The organism is Streptomyces sp. NPDC048106 (assembly GCF_040706415.1).
GTDB lineage: Bacteria > Actinomycetota > Actinomycetes > Streptomycetales > Streptomycetaceae > Streptomyces.
This window is the reverse complement of record NZ_JBEZND010000012.1, coordinates 63,210-78,462: the sequence shown is the minus strand read 5'-3', so window position 1 is coordinate 78,462 and position 15,253 is coordinate 63,210. Positions and strand designations below refer to the sequence as shown.

The following is a 15,253-nucleotide window of genomic DNA, read 5'->3' as shown; positions in this document are numbered from 1 at the left end:
TCAGCCCCTGACGCGCAGCTCGGATCGCCGTACGTCCCGGGTGGAGAGCGTCTGGGGGCCGCCGGTGAAGGCGCGCAGCCGCAGCCGGGGGCTCCTCCGCCCCGGGAGCGTGAACGCGCCGGAGGGGGCCCGGAGTTCCACGGTCGCCGTGGTGTGCGCGGGGATGGTGGCCGGGCCGTGGGTGAGGAACCAGTAGCGGGACATGCCCTGGCCGCTGGTGAGCATGTAGTGCGGGGTGAGCGGGGCGGCGCCGGTGTTGGCGACCCTCAGGGTCACCCCGGAGATCGTGCCGGGGGACAGGGGCCGTACCGCCGCGACGTCCATCCGCAGCGGGGGCCTGCCGGTGGCCGCGAGGACCGCGCTCACCAGCGCGGGCGCGAGCAGCACCGCTACCGTCGCGAGCCGGGCGGTCCCGCGCCGCGGACCGGCCGGGAGGCGGGGCCGGGGCTGCCACGCGTGCGCGAACTCCGGCAGCGGCGCGGTGACCGCCGCCGCGAGCCACAGCGGGGTCATCATCAGGTAGTAGCCGTCCTGCGAGCGCGTCGCCAGGAAGAACGCGCACCACGGCAGCACGGTCGCGGCGGGGCCGAGGCGGCGCACGAACAGCACGAACAGGGCGAACAGGCCCGCGGCCAGCAGCATGCTCGCGCGCCCGTACCAGTCGAGCCGGTCGCTGCCGTGGGTGAAGTACAGCGAGACGCCGACGAGACCCTGGCCGTGCAGGATGGCGCCCTGGGTCAGCGGCAGCACGATGCCGCGCAGCCACGGACCGGGCTCGGTCACGATCAGATAGGCGTTGATCAGCAGGAAGGTCAGTACGGCGATGCCGGTGATCCGCAGCACCACGTGCGCGGCCGCGCGCCCGCCCAGTTCGCCGCGGCGCACCGCGTGGATCCCGGCGAGCAGGAACGGCGCGACGAACCAGGGGAGTTGCTGGGCGGCGCAGGCCGCGCCGAGGCAGGCGGCACGGGCCACTCCGGCGGCCCCCAGCCGGCCGCGCGCGCCGAGGCGGGGCCAGCGGACCACCACCGGGACCAGCAGGGCGAGGGCGACGATCGCCGGGTAGCCCTGGCGGGCGTAGTTCGGCAGCAGGCCGAAGCCCAGGAAGACCATGGTGGCAGCCGAGCGCCACTGCGCGGGGAGCAGCCGCCACAGCGCGATCGCGCCCGCGATCAGTGCGAGGGTGCCCGCGGCCGTCGCCGGGGCGCCGCCGTGGCCCAGCCACAGGAACGGGACGGTGAGCAGCGCCGCGAGCGGGGGATAGCCGTACGTGTAGTCGTATCCGCCGGTCGTCGTCGCGGTCACGGCGACGCCCTTCTGCTGGAACAGCCACGGCCAGGGGTGGTCGTACACGTTGTTGCCGTGGGCCAGTTCCCTGGCGGCCTGGGTGGTGAGGAGGGCCTCGTCGCCGCCGTGGTGGTTCAGCGCCCACGCGCACAGGGCGAGGGTGACCGCGGTCGCCAGCACCACCAGGTCGAGGCGGGCCAGCGAGCGGGTCCGGCGGACCGTCAGCGCGAGGACGCCGGTCACCAGGATCGCCGCGTAGCAGAGGGAGATGACCCCGGCGAGGACCAGACGGTGCGTGGCGGCCTGCGTCCAGATCGAACGGGTGCCGATGAAGAGGCTCACGTCGGCCAGGAGCGTGAGCACGCGGTGCCACTGCGCGGGGCCCTCGGACGCCCCCGCGCGCGGTCCCGGTACGGCGGACCCCGCCGACTGAGTCCCCCGGCCGGGCGTCACCGCTTGCGTTTCTGCCAAGTGCACGGGACCGGACGCTAGCGGCGGTGCGTGACCGGTGCGCGACGCGCGGTGAAGAGTCCGGTATGAGGGCGGTAAGAAACGGGCATATTCGCACATCTGACCCAAGGTGGGGCGGGGTTGACGTCACCGGACCGATCGCTTCCGTGTGGTTGTGTGTCGTTGTTGGGCCGAACGGGTGACTTGGCGTAAGAATTGACTGGTGCACGCATGGAACGCGAGTCAGGTCGGGGGGAGCCGGTGAGCCGTTACGACGTCACCGATGAACAGTGGGAAGGGCTCGCCCAGGTCGTGCCGCTACGGGGCCGCGACGCCTGGCCCTCCGCGGTCGGCCACCGGTCCCTCCCGGACGCCGAGACCGAGACCCGGCGCCGCTTCGTGGTCCTCCGCGTCAACGTCTTCTCCGACGCCCGCGAGGTCGCCGAGACGGTCATGACGGGGACTCCGGTCCTCCTCGACCTCTCCGGCGCGGAGGGCGATGTCGCCAAGCGCGTCCTCGACTTCAGCACGGGCGTGGTCTTCGGTCTGGGCAGCGGCATGCACCGGGTCGACCGGAACGTCTTCCTGCTGACGCCGCCGGGCACGGAGGTCAGCGGGCTGATGGAGGGGACGGGGTGAGCCGGGGGCTCGCCCATCGCCCCGTCGGGTGAGGGGCGTTCCCCGCTGTTGCCGCGAACGTCCCCGATCGTGGGAATCTCCGCCGGGTAAACGGTTCACCCCCTCGGCGGAGCCCTACGTTCCGGGCATGGCCATGTCTTTCGCGTCCGCCGATCCGCCGGTGGTCGACGCCCCCGGCGGGACCGCCGCGCCGGGGCTCCTCGACGTGCGGCCCCGGATCACCGAACTGAGGCTGTCGGCGTTCGCCGGGCACCGCGGGGCCGGGTTCCCGCTGGGGGCGGTCACTCTGTTCGCGGGGCCCAGCGGGTCGGGGAAGACGACGGCGCTGGCGGCGTACGAGGCGCTGGCCCGGCTCGGCGGCGGCGCGCCGCTCCTGGAGGCGTTCCCGGATCCGGTGGCCTGTGTGCCCGAGCGGGCCCGGCCCGACGGCGAGGGGCGGCGGGGTTTCCGGATCGGCTGCACGGCCGACGGCGCCGCGGGTCCGGTCCGGCTCGACGTCGCCGTACAGGCCGAACCGCGGCTGCGGATCGTGGGCGAGCGGCTGACCGCGGGCGACGTCGTGCTGCTGACGACCGCCCTGCGCGACCCGGGGCGCCGCACCGTACAGGCCGCCTGGTACACCGCCGGCACCGCGCCGGTGACCCGCGCGCCCCTTCCCGACGACCACCTCGGCACCGCCCTGCTCCCGCTGCGCGTGGCCGGCAAGACGGCCGGGCAGCGCCGGGTGCTGGCCGCGGCCGAGCAGATGGTCGTCGCGCTGCGCTCGGTCTTCGCCTGCGACCCCCGCCCCGACTGCATGCGCACCCCCGTACCCACCGGCACCGGACGGCTGATGCCGGCCTGCGACAACCTCGCCGACGTGCTGTGGCGCACCCGCGCCGAGTGCGCCTCCCGGCACGGCCGGCTGGTCGAGGCGCTGCGCGCGGGCTGCGCGGGAGCGGTGTCCGACCTGCTCGCCGAGCCGCTCCCGGACGGCACGGTGCGTGCCCTCTTCGACCGCGGCGGCGGCCACCGCACCGAGCTCGCCCGCCTCGGCGAGGGCGAACTCCGTTACCTCGCCCTCACGTTGGTGCTGCTGACCGGACCCGGTGTGCTGGACATGGACCCGCCGGGCGAGGTCCCCGACGCCCTGCGCTCCCTCACCGTCCTCGCCGACGGCTTCGACCGCTGCCTCGACCCGCGCCAGCGCCGCGCCCTGCTGCGTCTCGCGGTCGCGATGGCCGAGCGCGGACACGTCCGCTGTGTCGCGGCGGTGAACGACGCCTCCTGGTGCGCCGGGACCGACGGCGTCACAGTGGTACACCTGAACCCGTGACGGAACACCCCGACCTCCCCCGACTCCAGCGCAGACTCGCCGAGTTCGCCGCCGCACGGAACTGGGGGCCTTACCACACCCCCAAGAACCTCGCCTCCGCGCTGAGCGTGGAGGCCGCCGAACTGGTCGAGATCTTCCAGTGGCTGACCCCGCGGGAGTCGGCCCAGGTGATGGACGACCCCGCCACCGCGCACCGGGTCCGCGACGAGGTCGCCGACGTGCTCGCCTACCTCCTCCAGTTCTGCGAGGTCCTGGGCGTCGACCCGCTCACCGCGCTGGCCGAGAAGATCGACCGCAACGAACGACGCTTCCCGCGGCCCGGGGAGGGGACGGACGCGGGGTGAGTCCCGCAACAGGCGGACCACCTGGTTCCGTTATTACTCTCCGGAGTCAATTCGGCTACCGAATCCGAATTGTTGTCCACCGATTTCGGGCTTCCTCTGGCTTTTCGCACTAACGACCCTCACTCTGGGTAGTGGACAAGAGAGCCAGTGAACGTACGAGCGAGTGCGTGGAGGGACGGGGGCGACGGATGGACGCGGTACGACTCATCCTCACCGGCAGGCGAGCCCTGGCCGGCGGCGCGGACACACGTGAGTTGATGGCGGAGGTGTGGCAGGCACAGGCACTCGCCCAGGCGATCGGCAGCCGGCTCGCGGTCTCCGGACCGCCGGAGCTGCGCGGCGAGGCCCTCGGGCTGACCGAACTGGCGGGCCGGGGCTGCGGGGTCCTCGATCCACCCGAACTGGACCCCGGCGGTCTGCGCGCCGCCCAGCTCACCCGGCTGGACGATGCCCGCGAGACCCTGCTCTGCCTCGGCGGGCTGCTCGCCGAGGTCGGCATGGCCCTGGTCGGCCTGGCCAGCGCCGCCGCCGACGAGACGACGTACTGGCAGTGCATGGAGGCCATCGACGCGGCGGACGAGTCCCGCGACCGCGTCCGCGAGATGCTGCGCAAGCTGGCGGCGCGGGAAGAGGTGGTGTTGTCGGAGAACGACAGCCGGAGAAGCCCCTTCGGGGGCGCGCCATGCGCGTAGCCCCCGGACCGGCCTCCCGCGCCGCCGCGCGGCACCGCCCGGAGTCGGCGGTGCCGGTGACCACGACGCGTGCCGTCGGCCGGCTCAGGCGAGCTGCGGCATGACCTCGGACGCGATCAGCTCCAGCTGGTCCAGGTCGTCCAGGTCCAGCAGCTGGAGATAGACCCGCTGCGACCCCACCGCGGCGTAGCGTCCCAGCCGCTCCACGACCTCCGCCGGGGAGCCCGCGAGACCGTTGGCCTTCAGCTCGTCCACCTCGCGGCCGATGGCGGACGCCCGCCGCTTGACCTCGGCGTCGTCCCTGCCCACACAGACGACCAGCGCGTTGGAGTACACGAGGTCGTCACCCTTGCGCCCGCGCTCCTCGGCCGCGGCCCGCACCCGGCCGAACTGGCGCTCGCTGTCCTCGACGGAGGCGAAGGGGATGTTGAACTCGGAGGCGTACCGCGCCGCCAGCGCCGGCGTCCGCTTGGCACCGTGGCCGCCGATGAGGAGCGGCATCCTGTCCTGCGCCGGCTTGGGCAGCGCCGGGGAGTCCTGCAACTGGTAGAAGGTGCCGTCGTAGCTGAACCGCTCGCCGACCGGCGTCTCCCACAGGCCCGTGACGATGGCCAGTTGCTCTTCGAGGCGCCCGAACTTCTCCTTCGGGAAGGGGATGCCGTACGCCTTGTGCTCCTCCGCGTACCAGCCCGAGCCGAGGCCCAGCTCCACCCGCCCGCCGGACATCTGGTCGACCTGCGCCACCTGGATGGCCAGGACGCCGGGGAGCCGGAAGGTGCCCGCGGTCATCAGGGTGCCGAGCCGGATCCGGCTGGTCTCCCGGGCGATGCCGGCCAGGGTGATCCAGGCGTCGGTGGGGCCCGGCAGGCCGTCCACGCTGCCCATGTGAAGGTAGTGGTCCGAGCGGAAGAAGGCGTCGTAGCCCAGCTCCTCGGCGGTCTTGGCGACACGCAGAAGCGTGTCGTAGGTCGCGCCCTGCTGGGGTTCGGTGAAGACTCGAAGATCCATACGTCCATCATGCCTGCCGTTGCGGACGCAACCGCGCAGAAAGTCGCCGAGCGGCTCGAAAACCGGTGGTCAGCGGTGTCCCCGGACGGCCAGACTCGGACACGTGTTCCTGACGATCTCTCTCAGCGGCGACGCCGCCCACCCGGCCACCGACCTCGGGTACCTGCTGCACAAGCACCCGGGCAAGGCGCAGCGCTTCTCCACGTCCTACGGCACCGCGCACGTCTTCTACCCCGAGGCGGACGACGCGCGCTGCACGGCCGCCCTGCTGCTGGAGACCGATCCCGAGGCGCTGGCGCGGCGCGGCAGGGGCAAGGGCCGCGGCGGCGCCCCCGACGCGGCGCTCGCGCAGTACGTCAACGACCGGCCCTACGCCGCCTCCTCCCTGCTCGCCGTCGCCCTCGGCGGCGTCTTCTCCAGCGCCATGCGCGGCGTGTGCGCCGCCCGCCCCGAGCGGGCCGCCGCCCCGCTGCCGCTGCGCGTCGAGGTCCCGTCCCTGCCCGCCCGCGGCGGCGCCGCCCTCGTGCGCCGCCTGTTCGAGCCGCTGGGCTGGACGGTGGCCGCCGAACCGGTGCCGCTGGACACCGAGTTCCCGCAGTGGGGCGACTCGCGGTACGTCCGTCTCGTCCTTGAGTCCGCGGCGGTGACGCTCGCCGAGGCGCTGCGCCACCTCTACGTCCTGCTGCCGGTCCTCGACGACGCCAAGCACTACTGGGTCACCGCCGAGGAGGTCGACAAGCTGCTGCGGGCCGGCGAGGGCTGGCTGCCCGGCCACCCGGAGCAGCAGCTCATCACCAGCCGCTACCTCTCCCGCCGCTGGTCGCTGACCCGGCGGGCGCGCGAGGCGCTGGAGCTGGTGCGGCTCGCCGAGAGCGACGACAGCGAGGTCGAGGAGATCGACAACGCGGTCGGCGAGGAGACCGAGGAAGAGGAGAAGCCGACCCCGCTCGCGGTGCTGCGCCGGGCGGCGATCGTCACCGCGCTGCGCACCCGCGGCGCCGCCCGGGTGCTCGATCTCGGGTGCGGCGAGGGGCAGTTGGTGCAGGAGCTGCTGAAGGACGCCCGGTTCACCGAGATCGTCGGGGTCGACGTGTCCGTGCGGGCGCTCACCATCGCCTCCCGGCGGCTGCGGCTCGACCGCATGGGCGAGCGGCAGGCGTCCCGCGTCCGGCTGACGCAGGGCTCGCTCGCCTACACCGACAAGCGGCTCAAGGGCTACGACGCCGCCGTGCTCAGCGAGGTCGTCGAACACCTCGACCTGCCGCGGCTGCCCGCCCTGGAGTACGCCGTGTTCGGGCACGCCCGCCCCGGCACGGTCGTCGTGACCACCCCGAACGTCGAGTACAACGTCCGCTGGGACACCCTGCCCGCGGGGCACGTCCGGCACGGCGACCACCGCTTCGAGTGGACCCGTGCGGAGTTCCGCGCCTGGGCGGCCCAGGTGGCCGAACGGCACGGCTACGACGTCGCCTTCGAGCCCGTCGGCCCCGACGACCCCGAGGTGGGACCGCCCACCCAGCTTGCCCTGTTCACCCTCAAGACCGAGAAGGAGGCGAAGGCGGCATGACCGAGACACGCGACGGACGGGTCCTCCCCGTCACCGACCTCTCCCTCGTGGTCCTCGTCGGCGCCTCCGGCTCCGGCAAGTCCACCTTCGCCCGCCGGCACTTCAAGCCCACCGAGGTGATCTCCTCCGACTTCTGCCGGGGCCTGGTCTCCGACGACGAGAACGACCAGAGCGCCTCCCGCGACGCCTTCGACGTCCTGCACTACATCGCCGGCAAGCGGCTCGCCGCCGGGCGCCGCACCGTGGTGGACGCCACCAGCGTGCAGCAGGACAGCCGCCGCCAGCTGATCGAACTGGCCAGGCGGCACGACGTGCTGCCCATCGCCATCGTCCTCGACATACCGGAGGAGGTCTGCGCCGAGCGCAACGCGGCCCGCGGCGACCGCGCCGACATGCCGCGCCGGGTCATCCAGCGGCACATCCGCGAACTGCGCCGCTCGCTGCGGCACCTGGAGCGCGAGGGCTTCCGCAAGGTGCACGTCCTGCGCGGGGTGGCGGAGGCCGAAGGCGCCACCGTCGTCACCGAGAAGCGCTTCAACGACCTGACCCACCTCACCGGCCCCTTCGACATCATCGGCGACATCCACGGCTGCTCCGCCGAACTGGAGGCGCTGCTCGGCAAGTTGGGCTACACCGACGGCGTCCACCCGGAGGGCCGTACCGCCGTCTTCGTCGGCGACCTGGTCGACCGCGGCCCGGACTCCCCGGGAGTGCTGCGCCGCGTGATGTCGATGGTGGAGGCGGGCCACGCGCTGTGCGTGCCGGGCAACCACGAGAACAAGTACGGCCGCCACCTCAAGGGCCGCAAGGTCCAGCACACCCACGGCCTCGCCGAGACCATCGCCCAGATGGACGGCGAGAGCGAGGAGTTCCGGGCGCGGGTGCGGAAGTTCATCGACGGACTGGTCAGCCACTACGTCCTCGACGGCGGCAAGCTGGTCGTCTGCCACGCCGGACTGCCCGAGAAGTACCACGGCCGCACCTCGGGGCGGGTGCGCTCGCACGCCCTGTACGGCGAGACCACCGGCGAGACCGACGAGTTCGGGCTGCCCGTGCGCTACCCGTGGGCCGAGGACTACCGGGGCCGGGCGGCGGTCGTCTACGGCCACACCCCGGTGCCGCAGGCCTCCTGGCTCAACAACACGATCTGTCTGGACACCGGCGCCGTCTTCGGCGGCAGGCTGACCGCGCTGCGCTGGCCGGAGCGGGAACTGGTCGACGTACCGGCCGAGCGCGTCTGGTACGAGCCGACGCGCCCGCTGCGCACCGAGGCGCCCGGCGGGCAGGACGGCCGTCCGCTGGACCTCGCGGACGTGTCCGGACGCCGGGCCGTGGAGACCCGGCACGCCGGCATGGTGGCGGTCCGCGAGGAGAACGCGGCGGCGGCCCTGGAGGTCATGAGCCGCTTCGCGATCGACCCGCGCCTGCTGCCGTACCTGCCGCCGACCATGGCGCCGACGGCCACCTCCGAGGTGGACGGCTACCTGGAGCACCCGCGGGAGGCGTTCGCGCAGTACGCGGCGGACGGGGTCGCGCGGGTGGTGTGCGAGGAGAAGCACATGGGCTCGCGGGCCGTGGTCCTGGTGTGCCGGGACGCGGCGGCGGCGACGAAGCGGTTCGGCGTGCGGGGCCCCACGGGCGCGCTGTACACCCGCACCGGGCGCCCCTTCCTCGACGACGAGGAGATGACGGAGGAGATCCTCACCCGGCTGCGCGCGGCCGTCACCGACGCCGGGCTCTGGTCCGAACTGGACACGGACTGGCTGCTGCTGGACGCCGAGCTGATGCCGTGGTCGCTGAAGGCATCCGGACTGCTGCGCAGCCAGTACGCGGCCGTCGGCGCCGCGTCCGGCGCGGTGTTCCCGGGCGCGCTGGCCGCGCTGGAGGCGGCGGCGGCGCGGGGCGCCGACGTGGGCGGGCTCCTCGGCCGGCAGCGCGAACGTGCCGCCGACGCGGCCGCGTTCACGGCCGCCTACCGCCGCTACTGCTGGACCACCGACGGCCTGTCCGGCGTCCGCCTGGCCCCCTTCCAGATCCTCGCCACCGAGGGACGCAGCCTCGCCGCGCTCCCGCACGACGAGCAACTGGGCCTGCTGGACCGGCTGGTGGAGAACGACCCCAGCGGTCTGCTGGCCACCACCCGCCGCCTCTACGTCGACCCGGCCGACCCCGAGTCGGTCGCCGCGGGCGTCGCCTGGTGGCTGGAGATGACCGGCCGCGGCGGCGAGGGCATGGTCGTCAAGCCCCTCACCGCCCTGGCCCACCGCCCGGACGGCCGCCTGGTCCAGCCCGGCATCAAGTGCCGGGGCCGCGAGTACCTCCGCATCATCTACGGCCCCGAGTACACCCGTCCGGACAACCTCGCCCGGCTGCGGAAGCGCTTCCTGAACCACAAGCGCTCCCTCGCCCTGCGCGAGTACGCCCTCGGCCTGGAGGCCCTGGACCGGCTGGCGGACGGCGAGCCGCTGTGGCGGGTCCACGAGGCGGTCTTCGGGGTGCTGGCCCTGGAGTCGGAACCGGTGGACCCCCGGCTGTAGGGCGTGTACGGAGTCGCCGCGCGGCGCCGCCCGGACCGTCACGCCCGTGGGAAGCGGGCCCGCGGTCCGGCGACGCAGGTGTCCCTGGACACGGGTCCGTCGAAGCGGAGCCGGTCGTACGCCGTGAACTCCGGCTCCAGGGCGTCCAGTTCGTCGATCATGTCGTGCAGCCGGCGCAGCCACTGCGGTGAGCCGGGGTCCGGTTCGTCCATCGCCTCGCCGATCGCGGTGGTCAGCCGGCCCTTGCGCCGGATCGTGGCCGGGGTCACCGAGCGCAGGCAGACGTACTGGCCGCTGAGGTAGGCGTCCCACTCCTCCTTTCCGGTCGCCGGGTCGGACCAGTGGGCCACGAACCAGGTCTCCAGCCGGTCCACGCCGCCCGCCTCCCCGGCGAGGGCGAACAGGTCGGCCGGGACCATCTCGGCGCCGTCGGAGCGCAGATAGCCGGGGAGGGGCAGACGCCGCTCCAGCATCAGCCGGCGGACCGCGTCCGCGTCGCGACCGAGGGCCGTGCACAGTTCCTCCAGGACGACGAACTGCGCGCTGACGTAGGCGTCGTCGGCCGGGGTCATCGGGTGGTCGCCGTTGACCTCGCGGAATCGTTCGGCGAGTCGCTGCTTCAGGGCTGTCTCCGGCATGGGGCGGGCCTCCGGCGTCGTCGGTGCGGGTCCCGTGGACGCTATCCGCCGGACGGGTCGGCGCCCGCCGAACCGTCCCCCGCCGGCCTCGGCCGCTCCCCGCTCTTTTCGTCGTCCGGACGACAAGGGGCGGAGCCGGCTGTCGTCAGGAGGGGGAAACCGGCCGGGATGCCGCCGGGGGACCGAGCGGGCGAACGGAAACCGCGACGAGAGCGCGTCGAAATGGTCCACGGGCGGGTGAATCCGGTCCCCGGTGGTCAGGATGGTTCCATGGGATTCCATGTCGACTCCGAGGCCGGGCGGCTGCGCCGCGTCATCCTGCACCGGCCCGATCTCGAGCTCAAAAGGCTCACCCCCAGCAACAAGGACGCCCTCCTCTTCGACGACGTCCTCTGGGTGCGCCGGGCCCGCGCCGAACACGACGGGTTCGCCGACGTACTGCGCGACCGGGGCGTCGCCGTCCACCTCTTCGGCGATCTGCTGGTCGAGACCCTGGAGCTGCCCGAGGCCCGCGCCCTGGTCCTGGACCGCGTCTTCGACGAGCGGGAGTACGGCCCCCTCGCCACCGCCCATCTGCGCGCCGCGTTCGAGAACCTGCCCGCGCGGGAGCTGGCCGAGGCGCTGGTCGGCGGCATGACCAAACGGGAGTTCCTGGCGGCGCACGCGGAACCGACCTCCGTCCGCTTCCACGTGATGGACCTGGACGACTTCCTCCTCGCCCCGCTCCCCAACCACCTCTTCACCCGCGACACCTCCGCCTGGATCTACGACGGGGTCGCCATCAACGCCATGCGGCTGCCCGCCCGGCAGCGCGAGACCGTGCACTTCGAGGCCATCTACCGGCACCACCCGCTGTTTCGCGAGGAGCGCTTCCACGTCTGGTCCCAGGGGCAGGCCGACCATCCCTCCACCATCGAGGGCGGCGACGTCCTGGTGATCGGCAACGGTGCGGTCCTCGTCGGCATGAGCGAGCGCACCACCCCGCAGGCCGTGGAGATGCTCGCGCACAAACTGTTCGCGGCGGGCTCCGCCCGCACGATCGTCGCGCTCGACATGCCCAAGCGGCGCGCCTTCATGCACCTCGACACGGTGATGACGATGGTCGACGTCGACACCTTCACCCAGTACGCCGGGCTCGGCATGCTGCGCTCGTACACCATCGAGCCGGGGGCGGGGGAGAAGGAGCTGAAGGTCACCGACCATCCGGCGGAGCACATGCACCGCGCGATCGCCGCCGCGCTCGGGCTCGGCGAGATCCGGGTGCTGACCGCCACCCAGGACGTGCACGCGGCCGAGCGTGAGCAGTGGGACGACGGCTGCAACGTGCTCGCCGTCGAACCCGGCGTGGTGGTCGCCTACGAACGGAACTCCACCACCAACACCCACCTGCGCAAGCAGGGCATCGAGGTCATCGAGATCCCGGGCAGCGAGCTGGGGCGGGGCAGGGGCGGCCCCCGGTGCATGAGCTGCCCGGTGGAGCGGGATGCTGTGTGAGGAGGCGCATCCCCCGCGGCTGCATAAGTTTGCTTACAGTCGTATAGAATTCCAGAGTCCTTATAGTCGTACCCCTGGAGCGCCCCCATGGCGACAGTCCCGACCGCCCTCGCAGGCCGCCACTTCCTCAAGGAGCTGGACTTCACCGAGGAGGAGTTCCGCGGCCTGATCGAGCTGGCCGCCGAGCTGAAGGCCGCCAAGCGGGCCGGGGCCGAGGTGCGGTACCTCCAGGGCCGCAACATCGCCCTGATCTTCGAGAAGACCTCGACGCGCACCCGCTGCGCGTTCGAGGTCGCCGCCGCCGACCAGGGTGCGCACACGACGTACCTCGATCCGATCGGCTCGCAGATCGGGCACAAGGAGTCCGTGCGGGACACCGCCCGGGTCCTCGGCCGGATGTTCGACGGCATCGAGTACCGCGGCGACAGCCAGGCCAAGGTCGAGGAGATGGCCGCCGAGGCCGGCGTGCCCGTCTACAACGGCCTCACCGACGACTGGCACCCCACGCAGATGCTGGCCGACGTGCTCACCATGACCGAGCACAGCGCCAAGCCGCTCACGGAGATCGCCTTCGCCTACCTCGGCGACGCCCGCTTCAACATGGGCAACTCCTACCTGATCACGGGCGCCCTGCTCGGCATGGACGTACGGATCGTCGCGCCCGAGCAGTACTGGCCCGCACCGAAGATCGTGGCCCGCGCCCGTGAGCTGGCCGAGGCCGGCGGCGCGGTGATCACCCTGACCGAGGACGTCGCCGAGGGCGTCCGCGGCGCCGACTTCGTCGCCACCGACGTCTGGGTCTCCATGGGCGAGCCCAAGGACGTCTGGGCCGAGCGGATCAAGGCCCTCGCGCCGTACGCCGTGACCATGGACGTGCTGCGCGCCACCGGCAACCCGGACGTCAAGTTCCTGCACTGCCTGCCCGCCTTCCACGACCTCGGCACCAAGGTCGGACAGGAGATCCACGAGGCCTACGGTCTGACCTCCCTGGAGGTCACCGACGAGGTGTTCGAATCGGACTACTCCGTCGTCTTCGACGAGGCCGAGAACCGGCTGCACACCATCAAGGCCGTGCTGGTCGCCACACTCGCCTGATCGGCTTGGTTAGCGCCCCCGACCAGGGATTATCCTGACCGGCGACCCCGGAGCCACCCATTCCGGGGCCGCCGCCGCGACCGTCGTCCCGCCGCTCGCGCCCGCGACCTCATCCCGTCGCCCCGCACCACCAGAAACGAGCACCACCCGCAATGCCCGCTCCCCGCATCAAGTCCCCCCACCTGCTCGTCGCCGAATCCGGCGCCGACCGCGAGGGACACGGCCTGAAGCGCACGATGGGGCTCTTCCAGCTCATCTGCTTCGGCGTCGGCGCCATCGTCGGCACCGGCATCTTCGTCGGCCTCTCCGACTCCGTCGCAAAGGCCGGTCCCGCCGTCGTCATCTCCTTCGTCCTCGCTGCGATCACCTGCGTCTTCACCGCCTTCTCCTTCGCGGAGCTGGGCGGCGCCATCCCGGTCTCCGGCTCCTCGTACTCCTTCGCCTACGCCGGCCTCGGCGAGTCCACCGCCTTCCTGGTCGGCTGGTGCCTGCTGCTGGAGTACGGCATCTCCATCTCGGCCGTCGCCGTCGGCTGGAGCCAGTACGTCAACGAACTGCTGCACAGCCTCACCGGCTGGCAGCTGCCCGCCCTGCTGTCGGCGGGGCCGGGCGACGGCGGGATCGTCAACCTCCCCGCGGTGCTCGTGATCGCCCTGGCCTCCGTGCTGCTGGTGCGCGGCGTGCGCGAGAGCGCCCGCGCGACCGCCGCCATGGCCGCCGTCAAGCTGGTGATCCTGCTCGTCTTCTGCGCGATCGGCTACAGCGCCTTCAAGCACGGCAATCTCACCCCGTTCTCCCCGGCCGGCCTCGGCGGCATCGGCGCGGGCACCACCGCAGCGTTCTTCTCGTACATCGGCTTCGACGCGATCACCACCGCCGGCGAGGAGGCCAAGAACCCCCGCCGCGACATCCCCGTGGCGATCATGGTGTGCATGGGCGTCGTGACGCTGCTGTACTGCGCGGTCGCGGTCGCGGCCATCGGGGCCATCGGCGGCGACCAGGTCGCGGGCCGCCCCGCCGCCCTGTCCTACGTCGTCAACAAGGTCACCGGCTCGACCATCGGCGGCGGCGTGATCGCCTTCGGCGCGGTCGTCGCCATCGCCTCCGTGGTCCTCGCGGTGATGTACGGCCAGACGCGCATCCTGATGTCGATGTCCCGGGACGGCCTGATCCCGCGGGTCTTCGAGAAGGTCTCCCCGAGGACCTCCACGCCGGTCGCCGGCACGCTGATCGTCGCCATCGTCTTCGCGCTCCCGGCGGCCTTCGCCTCGCTCGACTCGGTGATGAACCTGTGCACCATCGGCACGCTCGCGATCATGGCCGTGGTCAACGTCGCGGTGATGACCCTGCGCCGCCGCGAACCGCGCCTGACCCGCAGCTTCCGGGTACCGCTCTACCCGGTGGTCCCGCTGCTCGGCATCGCCTTCTGCCTGTACCTGATGTACGAGACCGGCTGGCACACCTGGATGCAGTTCGCCGGGTTCCTCGTGGTGGGCCTCGCGGTCTACCTCGCCTACGGGCGCCGGCACTCCATGCTGGCCCGCGGCAAGGCCGCCGAGGTCAGCGCGGACGCCGCTGAGCGGGAACCGCAGGCAGTGTGAACCACACCGCCTTGCCCCTCGGGGTGGGGCGGTGTCCGCAGGAGGCGCTCAGGGCGCGGATCAGCAGCAGCCCGCGCCCGCCCTCCTGCCACAGGTCGGGCTCCTCGAACACCGGCCGGGTCAGCTGGCCGGGCGGCGCGGGGTCGGGGTCGTGCACCTCGACCTGGCAGCCGGTCGGCAGCAGCTCCACCACCAGCTCTATCGGGCCCCGGCCGGCGGTGTGCTCCACCGCGTTGGCCACCAGCTCGGCCGTGAGCAGCTCCGCCGTGTCGCGGTCGGCCGCGTCCTCCACCTCGGAAAGGGCCGAACGCACCAGGGCACGGGCGACGGGCACCGCCGCGGCGGTGTGCGGCAGCGCCATGCGCCAGGAGGCCGATTCGGTGGGGTGTTCGTGCAAGGCGAGTCCGTTCATGGAGCAGGCTGTCCTGCTTTCGACTGTAGGAATGGTACGGGCCCGGCCGCCCCGGACGGTCGGCGGGCTTCGCCCGGGGCCCCCGCGCCGGCACCGGACGCCCTACCCCGCCCGGCGCCCCGCCTCGCCCGCCGACGCCCTCTGTTACGGCCCTGCGGCCGACCGGTGACAGTC

General features: G+C 72.8%; 13 protein-coding genes. 9 read left to right on the top strand and 4 right to left on the bottom strand.

Annotated elements, in window-relative coordinates; all coding sequences use genetic code 11:
- Window positions 1-1,650, bottom strand: a complete 1,650-nt coding sequence (locus tag AB0927_RS15215; RefSeq protein ID WP_366668036.1) for a hypothetical protein — start codon at window positions 1,648-1,650, stop codon at window positions 1-3.
- A 348-nt stretch (window positions 1,651-1,998) separates the two neighbouring features.
- Between AB0927_RS15215 and AB0927_RS15210 the strand changes: the two genes are divergently transcribed.
- From AB0927_RS15210 to AB0927_RS15195, 4 genes are all read left to right on the top strand, one after another.
- Complete coding sequence (locus AB0927_RS15210) at window positions 1,999-2,376, top strand: cell division protein SepF (protein ID WP_366668035.1); 378 nt, start codon at window positions 1,999-2,001, stop codon at window positions 2,374-2,376.
- 127 nt (window positions 2,377-2,503) lie between these two features.
- Window positions 2,504-3,691, top strand: a complete 1,188-nt coding sequence (locus AB0927_RS15205) for an ATP-binding protein (protein ID WP_366668034.1) — start codon at window positions 2,504-2,506, stop codon at window positions 3,689-3,691.
- On the top strand, window positions 3,688-4,035 hold the full coding sequence (locus tag AB0927_RS15200) for a nucleotide pyrophosphohydrolase (RefSeq protein WP_366668033.1): 348 nt from the start codon (window positions 3,688-3,690) through the stop codon (window positions 4,033-4,035). Before AB0927_RS15205 ends, AB0927_RS15200 begins: the two co-directional genes overlap by 4 nt.
- A 188-nt stretch (window positions 4,036-4,223) precedes the next feature.
- Window positions 4,224-4,727, top strand: coding sequence for a DUF6099 family protein (locus AB0927_RS15195; protein ID WP_366668032.1), 504 nt, complete (start codon window positions 4,224-4,226; stop codon window positions 4,725-4,727).
- Between the two features lie 84 nt (window positions 4,728-4,811).
- Here the strand turns inward: AB0927_RS15195 and AB0927_RS15190 are convergent, their stop codons facing one another.
- A complete protein-coding gene (locus tag AB0927_RS15190) occupies window positions 4,812-5,735 on the bottom strand; it encodes an LLM class F420-dependent oxidoreductase (RefSeq protein WP_366668031.1) in 924 nt (307 codons plus the stop codon).
- Window positions 5,736-5,838: 103 nt separating this feature from the next.
- On the opposite strand from AB0927_RS15190, the gene AB0927_RS15185 reads away from it, so the two are divergent.
- Both AB0927_RS15185 and AB0927_RS15180 read left to right on the top strand, forming a co-directional pair.
- Complete coding sequence (locus AB0927_RS15185; protein ID WP_366668030.1) at window positions 5,839-7,302, top strand: 3' terminal RNA ribose 2'-O-methyltransferase Hen1; 1,464 nt, start codon at window positions 5,839-5,841, stop codon at window positions 7,300-7,302.
- On the top strand, window positions 7,299-9,839 hold the full coding sequence (locus AB0927_RS15180) for a polynucleotide kinase-phosphatase (protein ID WP_366668029.1): 2,541 nt from the start codon (window positions 7,299-7,301) through the stop codon (window positions 9,837-9,839). Before AB0927_RS15185 ends, AB0927_RS15180 begins: the two co-directional genes overlap by 4 nt.
- A 38-nt stretch (window positions 9,840-9,877) precedes the next feature.
- On the opposite strand, the gene AB0927_RS15175 is transcribed toward AB0927_RS15180, so the two are convergent.
- Window positions 9,878-10,477 (bottom strand): DUF6058 family natural product biosynthesis protein, encoded by a 600-nt coding sequence (locus tag AB0927_RS15175; RefSeq protein ID WP_366668028.1) that lies wholly within the window; start codon window positions 10,475-10,477, stop codon window positions 9,878-9,880.
- Window positions 10,478-10,747: 270 nt separating this feature from the next.
- Between AB0927_RS15175 and AB0927_RS15170 the strand changes: the two genes are divergently transcribed.
- The 3 genes from AB0927_RS15170 to AB0927_RS15160 all read left to right on the top strand — a co-directional run bounded on the left by AB0927_RS15170 (window position 10,748) and on the right by AB0927_RS15160 (window position 14,667).
- Complete coding sequence (locus tag AB0927_RS15170) at window positions 10,748-11,971, top strand: arginine deiminase (protein WP_366668027.1); 1,224 nt, start codon at window positions 10,748-10,750, stop codon at window positions 11,969-11,971.
- Window positions 11,972-12,058: 87 nt separating this feature from the next.
- Window positions 12,059-13,066, top strand: coding sequence for an ornithine carbamoyltransferase (argF, locus tag AB0927_RS15165; protein ID WP_366668026.1), 1,008 nt, complete (start codon window positions 12,059-12,061; stop codon window positions 13,064-13,066).
- A 152-nt stretch (window positions 13,067-13,218) separates the two neighbouring features.
- Window positions 13,219-14,667: an amino acid permease gene (locus AB0927_RS15160; RefSeq protein ID WP_366668025.1), complete on the top strand. Its 1,449-nt coding sequence runs from the start codon at window positions 13,219-13,221 to the stop codon at window positions 14,665-14,667.
- Here the strand turns inward: AB0927_RS15160 and AB0927_RS15155 are convergent.
- A complete protein-coding gene (locus AB0927_RS15155; RefSeq protein WP_366668024.1) occupies window positions 14,627-15,079 on the bottom strand; it encodes an ATP-binding protein in 453 nt (150 codons plus the stop codon). The genes AB0927_RS15160 and AB0927_RS15155 overlap by 41 nt on opposite strands.
- Window positions 15,080-15,253 lie beyond the last annotated feature (174 nt).